The sequence below is a fragment of the Halolactibacillus alkaliphilus genome (assembly GCF_900115465.1).
GTDB classification, from domain to species: Bacteria; Bacillota; Bacilli; order Bacillales; family Amphibacillaceae; genus Halolactibacillus; species Halolactibacillus alkaliphilus.
In genome coordinates this window covers 1-17,724 of record NZ_FOWN01000044.1, presented here as the reverse complement: position 1 = coordinate 17,724, position 17,724 = coordinate 1, and the positions used below count along the sequence as shown (strand labels likewise).

The 17,724-nt window shown below is 38.5% G+C and carries 17 protein-coding genes and 1 pseudogene; 4 read left to right on the top strand and 14 right to left on the bottom strand.

Annotated elements, in window-relative coordinates; genetic code table 11:
* Positions 1 to 64: 64 nt before the first annotated feature.
* The 6 genes from BM163_RS12855 to BM163_RS12830 all read right to left on the bottom strand — a co-directional run bounded on the left by BM163_RS12855 (position 65) and on the right by BM163_RS12830 (position 6,856).
* Positions 65 to 664, bottom strand: a complete 600-nt coding sequence (locus BM163_RS12855; protein WP_089803583.1) for a flavin reductase family protein — start codon at positions 662 to 664, stop codon at positions 65 to 67.
* Positions 665 to 908: 244 nt separating this feature from the next.
* Entirely contained in the window at positions 909 to 1,700 is a 792-nt protein-coding gene (locus tag BM163_RS12850) for an ABC transporter ATP-binding protein (RefSeq protein WP_089803582.1), read from the bottom strand.
* A 31-nt stretch (positions 1,701 to 1,731) separates the two neighbouring features.
* Complete coding sequence (locus BM163_RS12845) at positions 1,732 to 2,766, bottom strand: taurine ABC transporter substrate-binding protein (protein ID WP_089803581.1); 1,035 nt, start codon at positions 2,764 to 2,766, stop codon at positions 1,732 to 1,734.
* 2 nt (positions 2,767 to 2,768) lie between these two features.
* A complete protein-coding gene (locus BM163_RS12840; protein WP_089803580.1) occupies positions 2,769 to 3,554 on the bottom strand; it encodes an ABC transporter permease in 786 nt (261 codons plus the stop codon).
* A 195-nt stretch (positions 3,555 to 3,749) separates the two neighbouring features.
* A complete protein-coding gene (locus BM163_RS12835; protein ID WP_089803579.1) occupies positions 3,750 to 5,447 on the bottom strand; it encodes an FAD-dependent oxidoreductase in 1,698 nt (565 codons plus the stop codon).
* A 74-nt stretch (positions 5,448 to 5,521) separates the two neighbouring features.
* Positions 5,522 to 6,856, bottom strand: coding sequence for a YeeE/YedE family protein (locus tag BM163_RS12830; RefSeq protein ID WP_089803578.1), 1,335 nt, complete (start codon positions 6,854 to 6,856; stop codon positions 5,522 to 5,524).
* Positions 6,857 to 7,330: 474 nt separating this feature from the next.
* On the opposite strand from BM163_RS12830, the gene BM163_RS12825 reads away from it, so the two are divergent.
* On the top strand, positions 7,331 to 8,257 hold the full coding sequence (locus BM163_RS12825; RefSeq protein WP_089803577.1) for a LysR family transcriptional regulator: 927 nt from the start codon (positions 7,331 to 7,333) through the stop codon (positions 8,255 to 8,257).
* A gap of 127 nt (positions 8,258 to 8,384) precedes the next feature.
* A complete protein-coding gene (locus tag BM163_RS12820; protein ID WP_089803576.1) occupies positions 8,385 to 8,792 on the top strand; it encodes a hypothetical protein in 408 nt (135 codons plus the stop codon).
* Positions 8,793 to 9,271: 479 nt separating this feature from the next.
* Here BM163_RS12820 and BM163_RS12815 read toward each other — a convergent pair whose 3' ends face one another.
* The 5 genes from BM163_RS12815 to BM163_RS12795 form a co-directional block, all read right to left on the bottom strand.
* Positions 9,272 to 9,895 carry a CPBP family intramembrane glutamic endopeptidase gene (locus BM163_RS12815; RefSeq protein ID WP_089803575.1) on the bottom strand — a complete coding sequence of 208 codons (624 nt, stop codon included), beginning with the start codon at positions 9,893 to 9,895 and terminating at the stop codon, positions 9,272 to 9,274.
* 256 nt (positions 9,896 to 10,151) lie between these two features.
* The gene (locus tag BM163_RS12810) at positions 10,152 to 11,312 is read right to left on the bottom strand and encodes a cobalamin-independent methionine synthase II family protein (RefSeq protein WP_089803574.1); all 1,161 of its coding nucleotides are present in this window, start codon (positions 11,310 to 11,312) and stop codon (positions 10,152 to 10,154) included.
* Positions 11,313 to 11,431: 119 nt separating this feature from the next.
* Entirely contained in the window at positions 11,432 to 12,355 is a 924-nt protein-coding gene (locus BM163_RS12805; RefSeq protein ID WP_089803573.1) for a LysR family transcriptional regulator, read from the bottom strand.
* A 173-nt stretch (positions 12,356 to 12,528) separates the two neighbouring features.
* Positions 12,529 to 13,356, bottom strand: coding sequence for a metallophosphoesterase (locus tag BM163_RS12800; protein ID WP_089803584.1), 828 nt, complete (start codon positions 13,354 to 13,356; stop codon positions 12,529 to 12,531).
* 129 nt (positions 13,357 to 13,485) lie between these two features.
* The gene (locus BM163_RS12795) at positions 13,486 to 14,178 is read right to left on the bottom strand and encodes a helix-turn-helix transcriptional regulator (protein WP_170243742.1); all 693 of its coding nucleotides are present in this window, start codon (positions 14,176 to 14,178) and stop codon (positions 13,486 to 13,488) included.
* Between the two features lie 116 nt (positions 14,179 to 14,294).
* Between BM163_RS12795 and BM163_RS12790 the strand changes: the two genes are divergently transcribed.
* Together BM163_RS12790 and BM163_RS12785 are read left to right on the top strand one after the other, a co-directional pair.
* Positions 14,295 to 15,119, top strand: coding sequence for an alpha/beta hydrolase (locus tag BM163_RS12790; protein WP_089803571.1), 825 nt, complete (start codon positions 14,295 to 14,297; stop codon positions 15,117 to 15,119).
* Between the two features lie 13 nt (positions 15,120 to 15,132).
* The gene (locus BM163_RS12785) at positions 15,133 to 16,155 is read left to right on the top strand and encodes a ChaN family lipoprotein (RefSeq protein WP_089803570.1); all 1,023 of its coding nucleotides are present in this window, start codon (positions 15,133 to 15,135) and stop codon (positions 16,153 to 16,155) included.
* A gap of 122 nt (positions 16,156 to 16,277) precedes the next feature.
* Here the strand turns inward: BM163_RS12785 and BM163_RS12780 are convergent, their stop codons facing one another.
* The 3 genes and pseudogenes from BM163_RS12780 to BM163_RS12770 form a co-directional block, all read right to left on the bottom strand.
* A complete protein-coding gene (locus BM163_RS12780) occupies positions 16,278 to 17,132 on the bottom strand; it encodes an NmrA family NAD(P)-binding protein (protein ID WP_089803569.1) in 855 nt (284 codons plus the stop codon).
* Complete coding sequence (locus BM163_RS12775) at positions 17,120 to 17,386, bottom strand: MarR family winged helix-turn-helix transcriptional regulator (RefSeq protein WP_177200268.1); 267 nt, start codon at positions 17,384 to 17,386, stop codon at positions 17,120 to 17,122. Before BM163_RS12775 ends, BM163_RS12780 begins: the two co-directional genes overlap by 13 nt.
* Before the next feature lies 1 nt (position 17,387).
* A pseudogene (locus BM163_RS12770) lies at positions 17,388 to 17,724 on the bottom strand (IS21 family transposase); the annotation flags it as partial.

The window sequence follows — 17,724 nt, the reverse complement described above, 5'->3', positions numbered from 1 at the left end:
TGGCGATTACCCAAGAAGCCCCCACTTCAAGCAACCCGTAAGGGTGGTAAGTGGTGGGAGTAGTTCACTTTGGTCGAACTAATTCGAACACCTCACCTAATTTGCTGTATGACTGTCCACCTAATCGTGTGACCGGTTTTAAACGCTCATCATCAATGACTTCCCCATTATAAACAGCTTCATCTAAATGATAGTGAACGACGCGCATAACGATAAGGTCAGTACTTTTATCACCTACAACCGTATGAGTATCAAGTACGCACTCCATTCTAATCTGAGCCTCTTTCACCCCGTCTACTTTCACACGTTGACTCTTCACGCGTGTAAAGTCAAAGGTATCTACTTCGCTTTCATCTCTAGGTAGTGCACTCGCTGTCAGATTAACTTTTTCAACATTTGTTTCATCGACGATGTGGATGACACACTCTCCTGAGTCAATGATATGACGCGCTGTATCCTTCATTTTTTTATCTTTACGTTGAACAGAGATCATCAAAAGTGGCGGCTCTGCTGATACAATAGTAAAGTAACTAAACGGTGCGCCATTAAGTACACCTTCTTTTGACTGTGACGTCACAAAAGCAATTGGTCTGGGGGCAACTGCCCGTGTTAATAAATGATAATGTTCCCGCTTTGATAATGTTGAGGCATCAATTTGAACCATCACACCACTCCTTTTATCTCGAATTCAAGATAATTATAACGTAAAAAAAATGAAAAGGCAACTCCTGTGATTTTCATGAACTACTCCCAACACTTAAAGGTTGCTTGAAGTGTTTAGAGTAATTCACAAACACGTATTATGTATCATTTTCTTGTCACTAAACACTTAGATATTTTTAAAATAAAAACAGTCCTGATGCTCTCGCTAAAGGGGCATCAAGACTGTTTGACAATAAAGACCTTCATTATACTTCATTTAAATCCGCATTAATTAAATCTAGAATATCATTTTTAATCTCTAAATACTGTTCATCTACTTTCACGCGATGATTGTCTGTTTCTAAAGCTTGATAGGTATAATTTAAATCGAATGACTTAATAATCGTTCCTGGCTGTTTCGACATCACAATCACACGTGTGCCAAGCGACAATGCTTCTTCAACGTCATGTGTGATCATCATGACAGTATTTTTATTTTTATGCCACAGATTACGAATAAGCGTCTGCATATTGAGGCGCGTGAGCGCATCAAGTGCGCCAAGCGGTTCATCCATTAAAATCATTTCCGGTTCATTCGCAAGTACGCGCGCTAAGGCCACCCGTTGGCGCATACCACCTGAAAGGTCAAAGACCGCCTTATCTTTATCTTTCAATAACCCGATTTGGTCAAGGAATTGATCTGTTATTTGATTAATCTTGGCTTTCTTTATCCCTCTTACCCTTGGACCAAAGCCAACATTATCTTTAACTGATAACCAAGGGTATAACGTAGGCGATTGAAATACGACCCCTCGGTGCCAGTCTGGAGCGGTAATTGTTTTCCCTTGAAACGTCGCTTCACCTGTTGTTGGTTTTTGATAGCCGGCAATTATTTTTAAGAGGGTGCTTTTCCCGCAACCTGAAGGACCTAAAATACAAAGAAATTCATTTTTTTCTATAGTTAAGTCAATGTCTTTTAAGGCAAGGGCAGATTCTGATCCTTCACCATAGTCCATACTCACATGATTGAGTGCTATTAAAGGTGTTTCTTTTGTCATAATAAAAACTCCTTAGTTGAAGATGATAATATTAACGTGCCAAGTAAGCTTCGATATATTCAGGATTAATAAACGCATCAAAGGCTTCTTGTGAGGGTGAATCTGAAATCGATCCCTGTTCAAGAAGGAAATCTGATGTTTGTTTCATCACGCGAGAGAAGTCACCCGCTTCTTCTGATGTCCCTAAATATTCACTGCTGACTTCTTCTTCTGGCGTTAACCAGATTGATCCTTGCATTTGCATTAATGCATTCTCTGGCGTAATTTCAAGGGAGCCTGCCACAATTTCAGCTGCTTTTGCTGCATCTGCGCGATAAGCGTTCCCACCTTCAACAAGTGCCGCGATAAAGTCCGTTGTTAAGTCTTTGTACTTTTCAGTAAAGCCTTTTCGCGCAAGTAAAATATTCGCTGTTTTGTGTCCCATTTCAGCCGCTTGTTCAGAAGAAATCAGCATTTCACCGTCTTCTAGTAGTCTACCTAGTGACGGTTGCCACGTATAAGCCGCATCGATATCCCCGCGTTCCCAAGCAGCGACAATATCCACGGTTTTCATATCAACAAGTTCAACATCATCAGCAATACCCGCATCATTTAATACTTGAAGTAAACTGTAATGTGACGTTGAAGCAAAAGTCGTCGCAATCCTCATCCCTTGTAAGTCTGCGACTTGTTCAATCCCACTTCCCTCACGTACAGCTAACCCTTCTATTTCACCAAGAATTTCATGCAGCCAAATCAATTCAACATCTAGTCCGCGAGATAGCGCAATGATCCCATTTGTGTTACCCATTGAGGCAAAATCAACACTACCTGAAGCGAATGCTTGATTGGCTTCAACACCTGAGTCAAACACAACAAAGTTTGTTTCAATACCTTGATCAGCAAAATATTGATCAAAATAAGCTTCAGTTATCGCAATCATTTCATCATTTGGCACACGTAAATAACCGATATTAACGACATCCGGTTGCCCCCCCTCACCATTGTCTGAAGACGCATCACCACATGCGGTGAATACGAGAAGCCCTACTAACGTCACTAATAATACTTGTATCATTTTATTCATCACTAATCTTTCCCCTTCCAAAATACAAATTTATTTTCAAGTAACAGTAAACCACCGTCCATCATAATACCAGTCACACCCATAATAATAATCCCGACAAACATGACGTCAGATCTTAAATAACGTGACGCATCAATCACCATCCAACCAATGCCGCTTGTAGCCGCCGTCATTTCAGCAGCAACGAGTGTCGTATAGGCAAAGCCCATCGCCGTTCTTAGACCAGTAAAAATATCTGGCATACAAGCAGGAAGAACGACTTTTAAGAATACATCTTTTTGGCTAGCACCTAGAGATTTCGAACTTAAAATATAGTCTTGACTAACACTATTAACCGCAGCGACACAAGCGATGTAAATGGGTGCAAAAGCCGCTAGATAAAGCAAGGTTACTTTCGATCCATCATCAATGCCCATCCATAAAATTAAGAGTGCATAATAAGCAAGGGGGGGTATTGGGCGATAAAATTGGACAATGGAATCAACAATCGCTTTAAACTTACTAAAATAACCACTAAGAAGTCCTAAAGGTACCGCGGTTATAAAGGCTAAACTTACTGCCCAGAAGAGTCTCACAAAGCTATCGCTGAGATGTTGCCACAGACTTACATTCCCGTACCCGTTCTTTACAATATTCATAAATGTCTCCCAAACCACTTGGGGGGATGGTAAAAGGAGTGAAGACATCTCACCGACGTTTGTGAATATAAACCATAGTACAATGACAATAAGCCACGTCAATAATGTCAGTGTGATTTCAAATGGATTTTTTGACTGTTTAACATTCATAATAATCCTCCAATGTTGCGTTCTCTTATTTATTTATCCCATTCACTAGCTTACCAGAAGGTTTCTTATCATTACAAGGGGGGGTATGCATTTTGTGGATAATACTTTAGTTTTTCTTATGTTCACTAGAGGAATTTAAATAGCGGGAAGACGTCTTCCCGCTACGGACATGTAACCTATTAATTACATTACTACTTAGTTAAAATTATAGTCTGTGACAATAGGGTTTCGATTTAACGCAACGTCATTAAAGTATTCATACTCACAAACACCTAAGAATGAACCATCTACGTTATACACATGATCAAACCCTAATTGGCCAAGTGCACGCACCATATTGTAGCTTCGTTGACTTGAACGGCAGTGAACATAGACGGGTTGATCTTTAGGAATCTCATCTAAGCGTTGGCGGAACTGACTAAGTGGAATATTGACCGCCCCTTTAATATGACTTAGCGCATATTCATATTCTTCACGCGCATCAATAATTACTGCGCCTGATTCCACGAGTTCGCGTACTTTTGTCACTGGCACTTTCTTCACTTCACCATTGAGAATATTTAATGCTGCAAGTGCCGCATGATTCACAACATCTTTCGCGGTTGAAAAGTGTGGTGAATAAGTCAATTCTAACTCTTTTAAGTGTTCTAAATTACCATTTAGCATAATAGCTGTCGCAATAACGTCAATACGTTTATCGACGTTACCACGCCCTACTGCTTGTGCACCAAGAATTTTGCCTGATGGCACTTGGAAGATTAATTTAAAGAATAAGTTTTCTGAATTTGGCATTAAACCTACTTTATCTTTTGGAATCACATAGCTGTAATCATAGTCAATACCACGTGCTTGACATTGTTTTTCATTCAGCCCTGTATTAGCTGCATTCATACCAAACATTTTCACACTTGATGACCCAATCACACCCGTATTTACATACGTACGGCCATAGACATGGTCAGCTGCAGATCGCGCTTGGCGCTGGGCTGGACCGGCGAGAGTTAATTGTGTTTTTTGTCCTGTGAAGAAACATGTCGTCTCAATTGCATCACCGACAGCATAAATATTAGGATCACTCGTTTGATAATGATGGTTAACTTTGATTGCACCTGTTGCTGATAACGCTAAATCTGCTTGTTTAGCAAGCGTATTTTCCGGACGGACACCGATTGCCATGACGACGGCTTGAGCGCGAATTTCACGGCCAGAAGCAAGGATGACTTTATCCTTAGCAACCTTTTGAACGCTATCCCCTAAAACTAAATCCACGTCATTTTTCATGATTTCACGATGAATAACTTGTACCATATCGTAATCAAGCGGGGCCATGACTTGATCTAGCGCTTCAACTAAAGTCACGTTGTATCCCGCATACTTCAAGTTTTCAGCTACTTCTAATCCTATATAGCCACCACCAACAACCGTCACATCTTTTACATCGTGATCTTTTGCGTAAGTGGTGAGCGCTTCTACATCTGGGACAGTCTTCATGACAAAGACGTGCTCGTCGTTAATGCCCTCAATACTTTGTGGTCGAAGCGCAACTGCGCCTGGCGCTAAGAATAAGACGTCATAACTTTCTGTATAGGTTTCGTTTGTTTGAACATTTTTCACTTCAACTGTTTTTGCTTCTTTATTGATTGCGATGACTTCGTTATATACACGTGCATCAATATTATATTGGTTATCGAATTCTGGTGGCGTCATTAGGACTAAGTCTTGTGACTTTTCAATATCTCCACTAATATGAAACGGAATACAGCAGTTTGAGAATGACACATAAGGGCCTCTTTCAAACATAATAATTTCTGCTGATTCATCTAAACGCCTTACGCGTGCCGCAACAGAAGCACCACCTGCTACTCCACCAACGACTAATACTTTTTTACCCATAATAATTCCTCCTTATAATTACCGTCATATGACGATGACAATTTACACCTTCGTAATAATTAATCAAGACTATTCTATTTCTTGCCTATACGATGTGGTAAAATACACACCTTCCCCGCGAATAACTTCATTCCTGTAATACCACCCAGCGTCATTGCAAGTAAAAACACCCAACCTGAAAATGAAAAACTTGAAATAGCAGCGTACATCGCACCAAGATTACATCCTAAACCTAAGCGTGAACCAAAACCTAACATTAAACCGCCTAGGGCAAAATAGAAACCGTCTTTTTTATTAAAGTCAAAATCAAACGTAAAGCGTTTCGCAAGTAAAAAGGCTATTGTACAGCCGAAGAATAAACCTAAGTTACGAATCGTTCCACTATCATTAAGTAAACCAGCTTCAACTCTGGCTAGGTGTGAACCAAAATACTCAGGATTAAAATCAAACCCTAACAGATCAAAGAACCACACATTTAAAGTTAGAACTGCTGTTGATACGCCCCAGTTTCTATCTGTCGTCACAAGAACAAAAATTGCTCCCATCGCTAAGGCTAATGCACCAAGTTTAAATCCCCAACGTTCAATAAATAGTTTATGATATGTTTGATGACTAAGGAAGGGGGCTTTTTTAGTGTCATCTAACGGTTTCTCAAAGTCTTCGTAGTCACCTTTTGGGTCCATATATGTCCCTTCAGCTTTACGCATGTTTTCATATTTGATCGTTATCCAGTAAATAACACCAAGCAGTGCCGCTGTCATCAAAAAAGCACCGAAGTAACCCATCACCTGCGGAAAGTGCAAACGCACACCTACTTGACCAATCGCTGTACCATCAATAACTTGTCTTAAATAATGACCCGGAGCTGTTCCTAATACAAAGAAAATAAAAGCAATCAATGCTCGCCCAGCACCTTCACCAAAATCAGCTAATGTTCCAGAGCCACACGCACCAGCTAGCATCATCCCGATTCCAAAGATAAACCCACCTATAATCGTGGCAATATTAGTAAAGTAAACGTTCGTTGTTCCCGGAATAAATGCCTCACCTTCACCCGCCAAGTAAGCTGGTAGTAAACCGTCTGCTGCCGCTTTCCATTGTAAGCCCATTGTCACAAAAGCTGTGACTAAAATTAAAATAATCAGCGCTTTCGTTAAACTGCCTTCACCACGCATATAAATACGCTTAATCCCACCCGCAAAACCAAATCGAGCACGTGTTAACACATAACCTAAGTATACACCTGCCATTAAATGTACAGGTAAACTCGCACTTAAACCGTTAAGATACGTACCAAACACAACGATTAGTCCTAGTAAGACAAATCCAATCACTGGTTGTGTATAAGACATGCGCTCATGCGATGGATCTAAAAATGTCACCTTCTCACTACTTTGCAATTGACTCATTTTTCTTCCTCCCTTAATTTAAACGCTTGCAAGATATTCACCACAAACATTACGCTCATACTTTCACAAATAATATTAAAAAAATATTTCAAACACTTTCGTTCACTTTGTTTGTGATGTCTTTAACAAGTTTAATTATAAGATTAAAATCAACAGTTTGTGAAATGAAGAATAGGAATACTACTATAACAAAAATGAATATAGGCCAATGCTCGGCACATATTCACGTTGCATTATTCACAAATAATGCGCTGTTAAGAGCTCATAAAGACACCCATATCCTTCCCCTCTTTACTCATCTTTATCTGGATATCAAGAGGTTTTAGATAGAAAAAATCTCTTTTCACCATTTCTATTTGTCATATGATATAGTAACTATACATAGGTAAGTTTTTCATTATGATATATTAGATTTTGTTATAGTAAGATAGGACACGAGTGACTTACACATTAAGACCCGAGGGAGAAGATAGAATGTTAGATTATCGTTACCGCACATTCTTAGTGCTTGCAGATCAACTTAATTATACAAAAGCAGCAAAACTGCTTGCTTTATCACAACCAGCCGTCACCAAGCACATTCAGTATTTAGAAGAACATCTAGAAGTTAAATTATTCCATTACGAGGATCGGGTATTAAAACTGACGAAAAAAGGGGCATTCTTAAAGAATCAGTTAACCATATTAAATCGAGAAATTACCGAAATTCTTGATACATTATCTGAACATGAAGATGTTCCTTCCTTCATGATTGGCGTCAGCCGAACAATTGGAGAATATTATATTCCAGAACACACCTGCCTTTTCTGTGAAGAAAAGCGTGTGAAGATTCATTTAATGGTGGAAAATAGTGAGCGCTTACTCCAACTACTTAAAGATGGGAAAATCGATTATGCGCTGCTGTCAGGTCCAGTGAATTCAGACGATCTTACCGCTGTGAGTTTTTACGAGGATGACGTCATCCTTACCTGTTCACCAAGGCATCATTTAGCTAATTCAACTGTTTCAATCAACGATTTAAAACATGAGCGTCTGTTATTGCGAGAAGAAGGGGCGGGACTTAGTGAGGCCATTGATCATCAACTTAAGCAGGATAAAAAAGCCCTTCACAAACTCATGCGAATTAACCGTATTGGAAATATTCAATTGTTAAAAAATTATATCAAAAACGATGATGGCATTGGTTTTTTATATCACATTTCTATATTACACGAATTGAAATCAGGCGAATTATCGACTATTCAATTAACTGATTTTAAAGTCACTCAATCATTTTACTTAGTCTATAAAAATCAATCCAAATCACCAAAAGAAGTTGAGTGTATGTTAGACATCTTTTCTCCAGCAGACACCGTTGAATGTGATGACATACCACATTCAGTTGAAATAACTAACGCATGAAAAAAGCCAGGCACTAAAGCATTTCTAAACATTAAATGAAAAATTCATTTTATTATAAGCGATTTACTTGTGAGAAAAAAAGATAATTAGCGTAAAAAAATGATATGACATGAGTGGGAGGAGAAAGATGAAGAAAGTTATTCTTTTGTTTTTCATTACGTTAATTGTCATTACAATCATGTATAAATCAGGTCCTGAGCCTAGTTTGAGAGGATTTTATCAAACGGAAACGATAGACAGATATCTTGTTCAATTGAGTTTTCAACCAGAAGATAGCAGCTTTGTTCAATATATTGATAGCAGGGAAGTTGATCGGGGAACGTATCAATTGAAGAAGGGTAATGAATACCATTTAAACGGGAATATGCAAAATATTGAACTTGCACTAAATAAAGATAATTCTTTTGATATCGTTATAGAGAAAATCAATAATGGAGAGCCCATTCTTTTAATGAATACAAGTCTTATACCAGCATACTCTTCAACAGAATTTGACGATGTAGATGAGTACAAAGACCTCCTTAGTGAAAACTAAATCGTATGAATAATCACTTTGAACAAAGTAACGTAAGCGACAACACACATGTTAAGTCATCGTTTGAAAAGGAATAAACATTGCCCTTAAACGTGCTAATACAACATAAACAATTCCCCCTATAAATTGAGCATTATCATCGTCACTGGTTTATATTATATTTCAAATATGTAGGGGATTTCCTGCTGTATCGGCAAGAAAAAAGCTAGCGTATTTACGACTCCACTTATCAATTTACCGTGCATGGTAAATTGAATCATCTACTTAGCTCATACCTGCTGTCTGTGAATATCAATCACATGTGTATTAGTATTTTACCGATACAAGCTATTTAAAATGCAGATAAAAGAGAGCTTCAGGTACCCTTGAGGCTTTCTTTCGTCTTTTTGTTATAGCACAATAATATTACCAAGTTACCTTATACAAATTAAGGAGCAAATTGCTAAGACATGCCTTCTTTAAGGTGGGTTTTAAATTCGTTATATCAAGGACATGATGATAACGAAAGCATTAAACATGACATGTAAAACAATGGCTGTAAATATATTTTTTTCTTCTACGTATAGAAAAATTGTTCCTAATGATAGAAACACTACTTGCATCATCGCCAATAAATTCCCATTATGCATATGTCTATGACCGTAGACAAAGAGTAATACAGAAATTACGCCTAAAACTGTTTTCCCCATTTTTGAATCCGTCACACTTAAAAATAAGTATCGATAAATTAATTCTTCTCTTAACGGAGCAATGATTATAGCAGCAAACAAAAACTCAATAGTATAGTTTTGAGATGCCACCTCAAAATTATCAAACACAAGCGTCATATAGATGTATATCGTCAATATCAAAACAATCAAAGTTAATAAGGTTTTTTTAATCATTGAAAGATTTAGTTCTTTTAGTGATTGGTCTAATTCTTGCCTACAAAATAAGTATACAATTAAAATCATAATCAAATTTAAAAAGAATTGATCATTCTCTAACAAAGCAAGAAAGACCGTACTTCTCAAAACTCCAAAGTTGATTTTAAAATAGATAATAATATAAATAGATAGTAGAATGATTTTTTTAAGACGTAAATTAATTTGATTGCCCTCCATTATATTTTCACTTTAACTCCTTCCTGCTTTTTAATCGGTAATTCAGCTTTATTTTACCGTATTTTGTTTATTATATATTAAACTACCCCACCTTACATTCTACCAAAAGCACACTGTTTATTTAGCTCACTTTACGCCACACAAAATAACGAATGACCTACTTGTTTCTAAAGCCGTTAGTTAGTGCTTTTAAAACACACTCAAAAACCAAGGATACTTTTCATACAATCTCCTTGGTTTTCGCTTTGCTCTGTGTTTAACTACCAAAAAACTGTTCTGCCAATCGTTGGCCTTGCTGAATTTTCGCCCATTGTTCTGCTTCTGTTAGCTCATTTCCGCCATCACATGAAGCAAAGCCACATTGATGCGATAAGAATAACCGGTCCCGGTCAATAATGGTCGCTGCTTTTTCAAGTAAGTTCAGCGCACGGGTGGCGTCATCCAATGTATTAGTCTTTGATGACAACAGCCCTAAGACGATGTCTGTATTCGGTTTATCTTGAAAGACTGTCAATGCCTCAATTGAACCTGCCCTGTCATCGTCCCATTCAAGAAAGAAGCGATCATATTTTAACTGTTTTAAAAAGAGGTTCGCAATCTTTTCATACGACCCACCTCCCATATTCCGTGAATCGTAATTCCCACGGCAGTTATGTGTCCACATTTTCAAGTCTAAATTATGGCCAAAATCAATGATTATATTATTAATATCGATAAAATCTAGTGCTAGTGCCTTTACTTCTTCTTGATTAATGTGTTCACCTGTATAGGGTGAATTTGGATTGTCATCAGCGAAGATTTCCCAGAGACAGTCGTCAAATTGTAAAATCTCACCGCCCGCTTCCGCGTAATCATATACAAACGTTTTATAGGCTCGAATTAGCCCTTGTTTTAGGGTTTGTGAGTCGCTATACACCGCATCTTTTCCACCGATATTATCCGACCATAATAATTCTCCGTAAATATGAGAAGGTGAGGGAACACACAGTTTCACCTGATGACTTCCAGCTGCTTGTTTTAGCTTCTTAAAAATATCGATAAAGTGATGCTGTTTCGCATCTATTTCTCCGGTAATTTTTAGTCCAATATCTTTTCTCGTTTCATACTTTGAACAGCCGTCGGTATCACAGAAGAAATAACCATGATCCGCAATATAACGTTCAATACCTTGAAGTCCCCAAACAAAATCTAAGTGCCAGAGTGATTTGGAATATTCTCCGTCACTAATCACCGTTAGTCCATGATCAATTTGCTTTTGAACAACGGATTTAATCGCCTCATCCTCACATGCCTCATACCCGTCAAAATCTTTATAGAATGGATACGAGATATCATCCCGATGTTCGATTTTCTCTTTATAACCTAAGAGCGCTTTTGGTCTAAGCAAACTGCCGATAATGTGAAATTTTTCATGCATATGTAATCCCCCTCATTTTTACATTAACTACTTCTAAATGTATGATCATTATTTAAACATACGATTAGGGGGCTGACTAACATATTAAATATATGCCTAGTTATAGACTTTAACTATAACTAGACTTTCACGTCGACATCATAAGCTTTAATGACATCGATAAGTTCTGTCACATAAAGTGCGGCTTGTTGGGTTAACTGGAAATCTTTATGTGTGATATAGCCTACCGTCATATCATCATCTACATCAAGTGGCACCGCCACAATATTATCACCGTTTAAATCCGCACTCACAATTCCCGATGAAATGGTGTAGCCATTTAGTCCAATCATTAAGTTAAAGATTGTTGCCCTATCTCCTACTTTAATATCTTTTTTGACATACTCCGTACTTAAAATTTCTTCGGAGAAATAAAACGAATTAAACTCCCCTTGTTCATAAGAGAGCCTTGGATAATCTTCTAAATCCGCCAATGACACACGTTTTTTTTGACTTAACGGATTCGTTGAACTAACAAATACGTGGGGTTTAGCAGTAAAAAGCGGATGAAACAGTAAATGATTTTCTTTTAACAGTTTATCAATGACTTGTGTATTAAATTTACTTTTATAGATAATCCCTAACTCACTCCGTAAATGCTTCACATCTTCAACAATTTCGAATGTACGTGCTTCTCTTAGTGTATATTCATACTCTATGGCATCAGTTTTTTTTACCATATTCACAAACGCATTCACCGCAAAAGCATAGTGCTGTGTGGAAATCGCACAAAGACGACGAGAGGGGGTTTTATTTAACCACCGTTGTTCAAGTAAGGATTGTTGTTCAACGACTTGTCTGGCATACCCTAAAAACTCCGCCCCATCAGTCGTAAGAGAAATCCCGCGCGGGGTACGAATAAACAGCTCTTGACCGATCTCGGCTTCTAGTTCTTTTAAGGCACTCGATAAACTTGGCTGAGCAATAAATAAACGCTCTGCTGCCTTATTAATCGAACCATGTTTGACCGTTTCAATAAAATATTTAAGTTGTTGTAGTGTCATTGATTCTCACCTCTTCTTTTAAAAAAGATATCGTTACTAAGCTTATGAATGCTTACTACATTACTTCAATATACACGCTAAATAATCTCTACTTAACGGTTTCATGCCTTGGTATCCTTTTACTAATACAACGTCCATAAAACCTTCTTACCTAAGTACACAACATTTCTAGACTACTGTGATGATGCCAATGTAACCGTCACGAGTTCTGGTGGATTATTCACGCGTAATGGAAGGATGCTATTTCCTATCCCACGACTAACAATCATCGTTGTGCTTTCTTCTTTGTATGGTCCACTTGTATAGTCGGGATAAAAACCCTGATCAGGTGCGACAAATCCGCCAATAAACGGGAGCCTTACTTGACCGCCGTGAGCATGACCAGCCAAGACAAGATCGACTTCCATGAGCTTGTAAAGTGAAAAATGCTCTGGTCGATGCGCTAACAAAACCGTATACGCCTGATTTTCTATAAGCGTCGCTTCAAGTTGTTCATGTGTTGTGACAAACTCTGAGTGTCCCGTATTAAATGCAGGATCTTCTATCCCAGCAATGTATATCAATGCTGGTCCTCTTTTCAACTCGATCATAGTATTTGTTAAAACGTTGACCCCTATATTTTCGATTGTATTTTTAAACAGCTGATACTCAGGTATGCGTGCCTCATGATTACCCGTCACATAAGACACCGGCGCAATCTTTACAGCCTCTTTTAAAAAATGGATTGCGATCTCTACATCGGTTCGTCTTGAGTCAATCACATCACCAGTGACTGCAATCATATCAGGTTCTTGCGCTTTTAATAGTGCTAATAATGATGCATTACCCTCACCAAATGTGGCATTATGTAAATCTGACACATGCGCAATTTTAAATCCGTTAAAACTTTCGGGTAAGCTATCACTTTCTATTCTCAACTCGGTTACTTCAATGATGGTGTTTCCTCTATAGAGCCATATACTTATAATGAGAACTCCGACAAAAAATAAAAACCATTTCATTCGTTTCAACACATCACCTCGTTCATTTAAAATGAATGTTGCTGTTACATCGATGAATTATCATTGTTGATTTATATTTTATCACAGTAAACAAAAATTTACATAATATTCTTTATTTAGCTTAGATGTCTACTCGCTTGTTTCACTATGTTGATGGCGAAACATACGGGGCGTTAGACCAGTCACTTTCTTAAATATCCGTCCGAAATGACTGGAATCATAATAGCCTAGGCGCTCACTGATAGCCAATATACTTAAGTTTGTATCATGAAGTAACACTTTCGCCCGATTAATTTTTACACCTGTCACATAAGACATAATGGTTTGGCCGGTCTCTTGTTTAAATAACTGACTTATATAAGGTTTTGTCAGACTAAGAGCTTCTGCCAGGCCATTAAGCGTGAAAGACGCTTCAATATGCAAATGAATGTAAGTTAATATATGATTGAGCGTACGATGATACGTCACTTCTGACTGTAATTTTTCACTCTGAATATAGGCGTAAAACAGTTCTTTTTCGAGTGAGTGACAATTCTTAAGCGTTTCGACACGACCGATGCGGCGATAAAAATCATTGTACCGCTCGTGTACGATGGCTTTAACAACTTTATGAGCGTGGCCGGACAGTCGCCTGACTAAGATGGCTTGCCAAATGTATAAATCGATTCGTTTCACTGCCACCGTTTTGTCTTCCTCCACTTCAGTTAGGTGCTTTTTAGTTAAAATTTCTTCTATCGCCGCGAGGTCACCTCGGTCTAATAACAAATCCATCTCTGGGACAAACACCGTTGGGTCTCCAATAAACGTCTCTTCTATCTCCATCACCTCCATAAAAAACAAGGATAATATTATCCGACTTATCTTAATACTATACTATTTAATGACGTTAAAACCACTTATACTAAACACAACAAAACATTCCCTTAGGAGGTAGCCATATGACACATAGTCAACTATTGCATATAGACAACTTTTATTTACCTGAACTTAATCGCTATCGCACAATCCGCATCTATTTACCACCTGATTATAACGAGACGAACCGCCACTATCCTGTTATTTATATGCATGACGGCCAAAACTTGTTTGATAAAGCGACGTCAAGTTTCGGAAGCATATGGGAGGTGAGACACTCGCTTGACGATTTATATCATATCGACGAACGTCATGCTTACATTGTCGTTGGTATTGATAACGGTGGGCTTTATCGCTATGAGGAGTATTGTCCATGGATAAGTATAAAAGGCGGGGAGTATTTACCTCACGCGAAAAAGACCCATCGCTTAGGCGGAAAAGGTTTTGACTACCTTAAATGCATCACAGAAACAATAAAGCCTTATATCGATAGCCATTACCGGACATTCACACATAGAGAACAGACGGCGATGATGGGGAGTTCTATGGGTGGGTTGATTTCTATTTGCGGTGGGATTTTTCATAGCGATATCTTTCATAAGGTCGCTGCCCTATCGACCGCTGCTTATTTTGCAGAAGAGCAACTGGTTCAAGCTATTCATACATCAAACCGCTATGGTGCATTAAAGTTATATTTAGATGTCGGCACAAATGAAACGAGTGATGCGACTAATCTTAACTTTCCGTGTATCTATTTAGATAGTAACCAACATGTTTATGAGGCGTTACGTCAGACAGCTTTACCGCATGATCAATTAAGATTTAACGTGATTGAAGGTGGCGCGCATCATGAAGAGGATTGGCGGGAGAGGTTTATCGATATTATTCAGTGGTTATTTCATCAATAGGAGGTAAGGATAAATGAAACATCAATCTGATTTTTCTCATCCAAAAGACTACCTGCTTCAGGCCTTTAAACAATATGATGTCGTGTTATTAGCGGAAGATCATGCGGTTAAGCTCCATCTTGATTTCATTAAAGCTATGATTCCTGATTTACATGCGGCGGGTATCTATTATCTCGGAATGGAATTTGGGGCAAGTGAAGACCAAGAGATGCTAAATCAGTTACTAACAGGAAAGGCATTTGACAGAAACTTAGCCCGTCAGCTGATGTTTCACTATAACGTCAGATGGGCTTATCAAGAGTATCTTGATTTATATGAAGCCGTCTGGCGTTTTAATCAAATAAGTCATAAGAATACACCCCCATTTCTCTTGATTAACATGAGTTATATCTTTGACTGGTCTGATTATAACGGCGTCAGAACCGCAGAAAATTTACAGCGCGTCTTTTATAAAGGACCGATTGATGCGTACCGGGCAAATATCATCATGGATATCAAGCAAGCAGATGAAAAAATTCTTATTTTAACCGGAACTGTTCATGCTTTAAAACACCCCCTTGCTCAGACACAATCAACATCTGAAAGCGAATTACAAGAGACAAAATGGCTCGGTGAGTATTTGTATGAAGCCTATGGTGACCGGGTCACCAACATCCTTTTTCACCAACCACTTGATCCTTTGATGGGGATGGTGACACAAAAACAAATACTACCTTCACCAACGGCGTTGGTTGAACAACTTCTATCTAAACCAGCGGGATTTGATTTGAAAAAGTATGCCGCTGATCGTGACCGAGATCGTCACAATACCTTTGATTTCTTCGCTCAATTCTTTGATGGTTATCTTTATCTCGCACCTCTTCATGGCTGCACCGGGGCAACAGTAGATAAGCATTTCTTAGATGAACAATCCTTTTCCGGCGTTTTAGCTCAATGGCCGGATAAAGACTGGACACCGGCGCCGAAAAACGAAAAAGACTACTGGCAGATTGTCAGTGACTATGTTGATTTGAAAAAACGTTATAAACTGACCTAGGATATTGAACTATCCCCACCTAACATTCTAACGAATGTTTGAGGAAAGGGATTTCATAAGGACACCCTAAAGGTAACCCATGCTCGATAATACCAATCAAAATAAGCGTTAGACCAATGTAACTACTTAAAAGCAGCCACATGGTCTAACGCAAATTGTTTAAATGACGTTGGTTCTTTTCCTGTTATTTCTGAAAAATCAGCTGTTACGGGTTTCGCCGTACCTAGTCGGGTCATTAGATACAACATCATCGTGACGGTCACATAGGTCGGATCTAATTGTCTTTCTTCGATATAATATTTTCGGTAGGCTAACATACTTGGCTTATCATAAACGATGTCTTTACCTGTCACGTCACTTAAGATATCAGCAACTTGATTATACGTGAGCGCTTCTTTACCGGTTAGTGTGTAAGCTTTATCATGATGTTTTTCAGGTTGATGAAGCATCTTAGCGATGGTTAAACCGATATCACGCGCGTCGATAAAGCTTGTCTCGCTGTTACCTGCGGGGACAAATACTTTGTTCTGTTGTTTTATCTCTTCTGCATGAACACCAGAAATGTTCTGCATGAAAAAACCTGGTCTCACGTGGGTATAAGGCAAGCACTTCTGCTCAATATACTTTTCAATCCGGTAATGCGGCGGGAAAGGGTTACGACTGACACCCATTAGCGATAAGAAGACAACGAGTTGTAACGACTGTTCCGATAAGTGATCTATAAACGGATACATATCTTTTACCTTTCCTAAGTGAGGGGGACGCATGAGAAAGACCCGGTCAATGTTTTTAATTGCTTCTTTAAATGTGTCTGGAGACGTAAAGTCAAGTGTAACCGCTTCGACATCACTTCCGAATATTCCAATAAGTTTTTGTTTATTCGTTCCCGCAACGACAACCTCTTCTCCTAACTGTTGTAGTTCTTTTACAACAAATCGGCCAACGTTTCCGCTTGCACCCGTAACTAAGACTCGCATGACGCCAACTCCTCTAAGATGGTATTTGCTTTTTCTGTTAATCTAATCCATTCATTAAATTGATCGTCTCCAAGCTTTTCTTTAAGCACTGAAACTGACAATAAGTAATCCGCTTCTACTTCCTCAAGTAGACGAGATCCTCGCTCTGTCACTTGAAGTGTGTAACTTCGTTTATCAACCTGAGATCGTTGTTTTGCCACATAGTCTTTTTTAATGAGTGTTTGAATCAGTGGTGTCACCGATGGTTTTTTCACCCACAAAACGCTCAAACACATCTGTGAGCTTTCGCTCTCCCTTGTCTAATATCTTTTTCACTGCGGGTCTAAAGTTATCAAATCGAATAGTTCTCGGAACCCCACCCATATGATGAAACATACGTTGTAACCCTTCGAGTAAACACTCCGCATTTTCCGAAGGAAAAACCTGAAAATAAAACGTATTACTGAAAGGAAACGACATCACCAAATAGGGTAACTCCATCGATTCTGATTGATAAACAAAAGGAGCCGTTCCGAAATCAACTTGTGCTGTCCCCGGGATAGATTCCAAAGGTAAAGCTGCTTGATCAACCATTGTTTTTAATTCTTTTTTT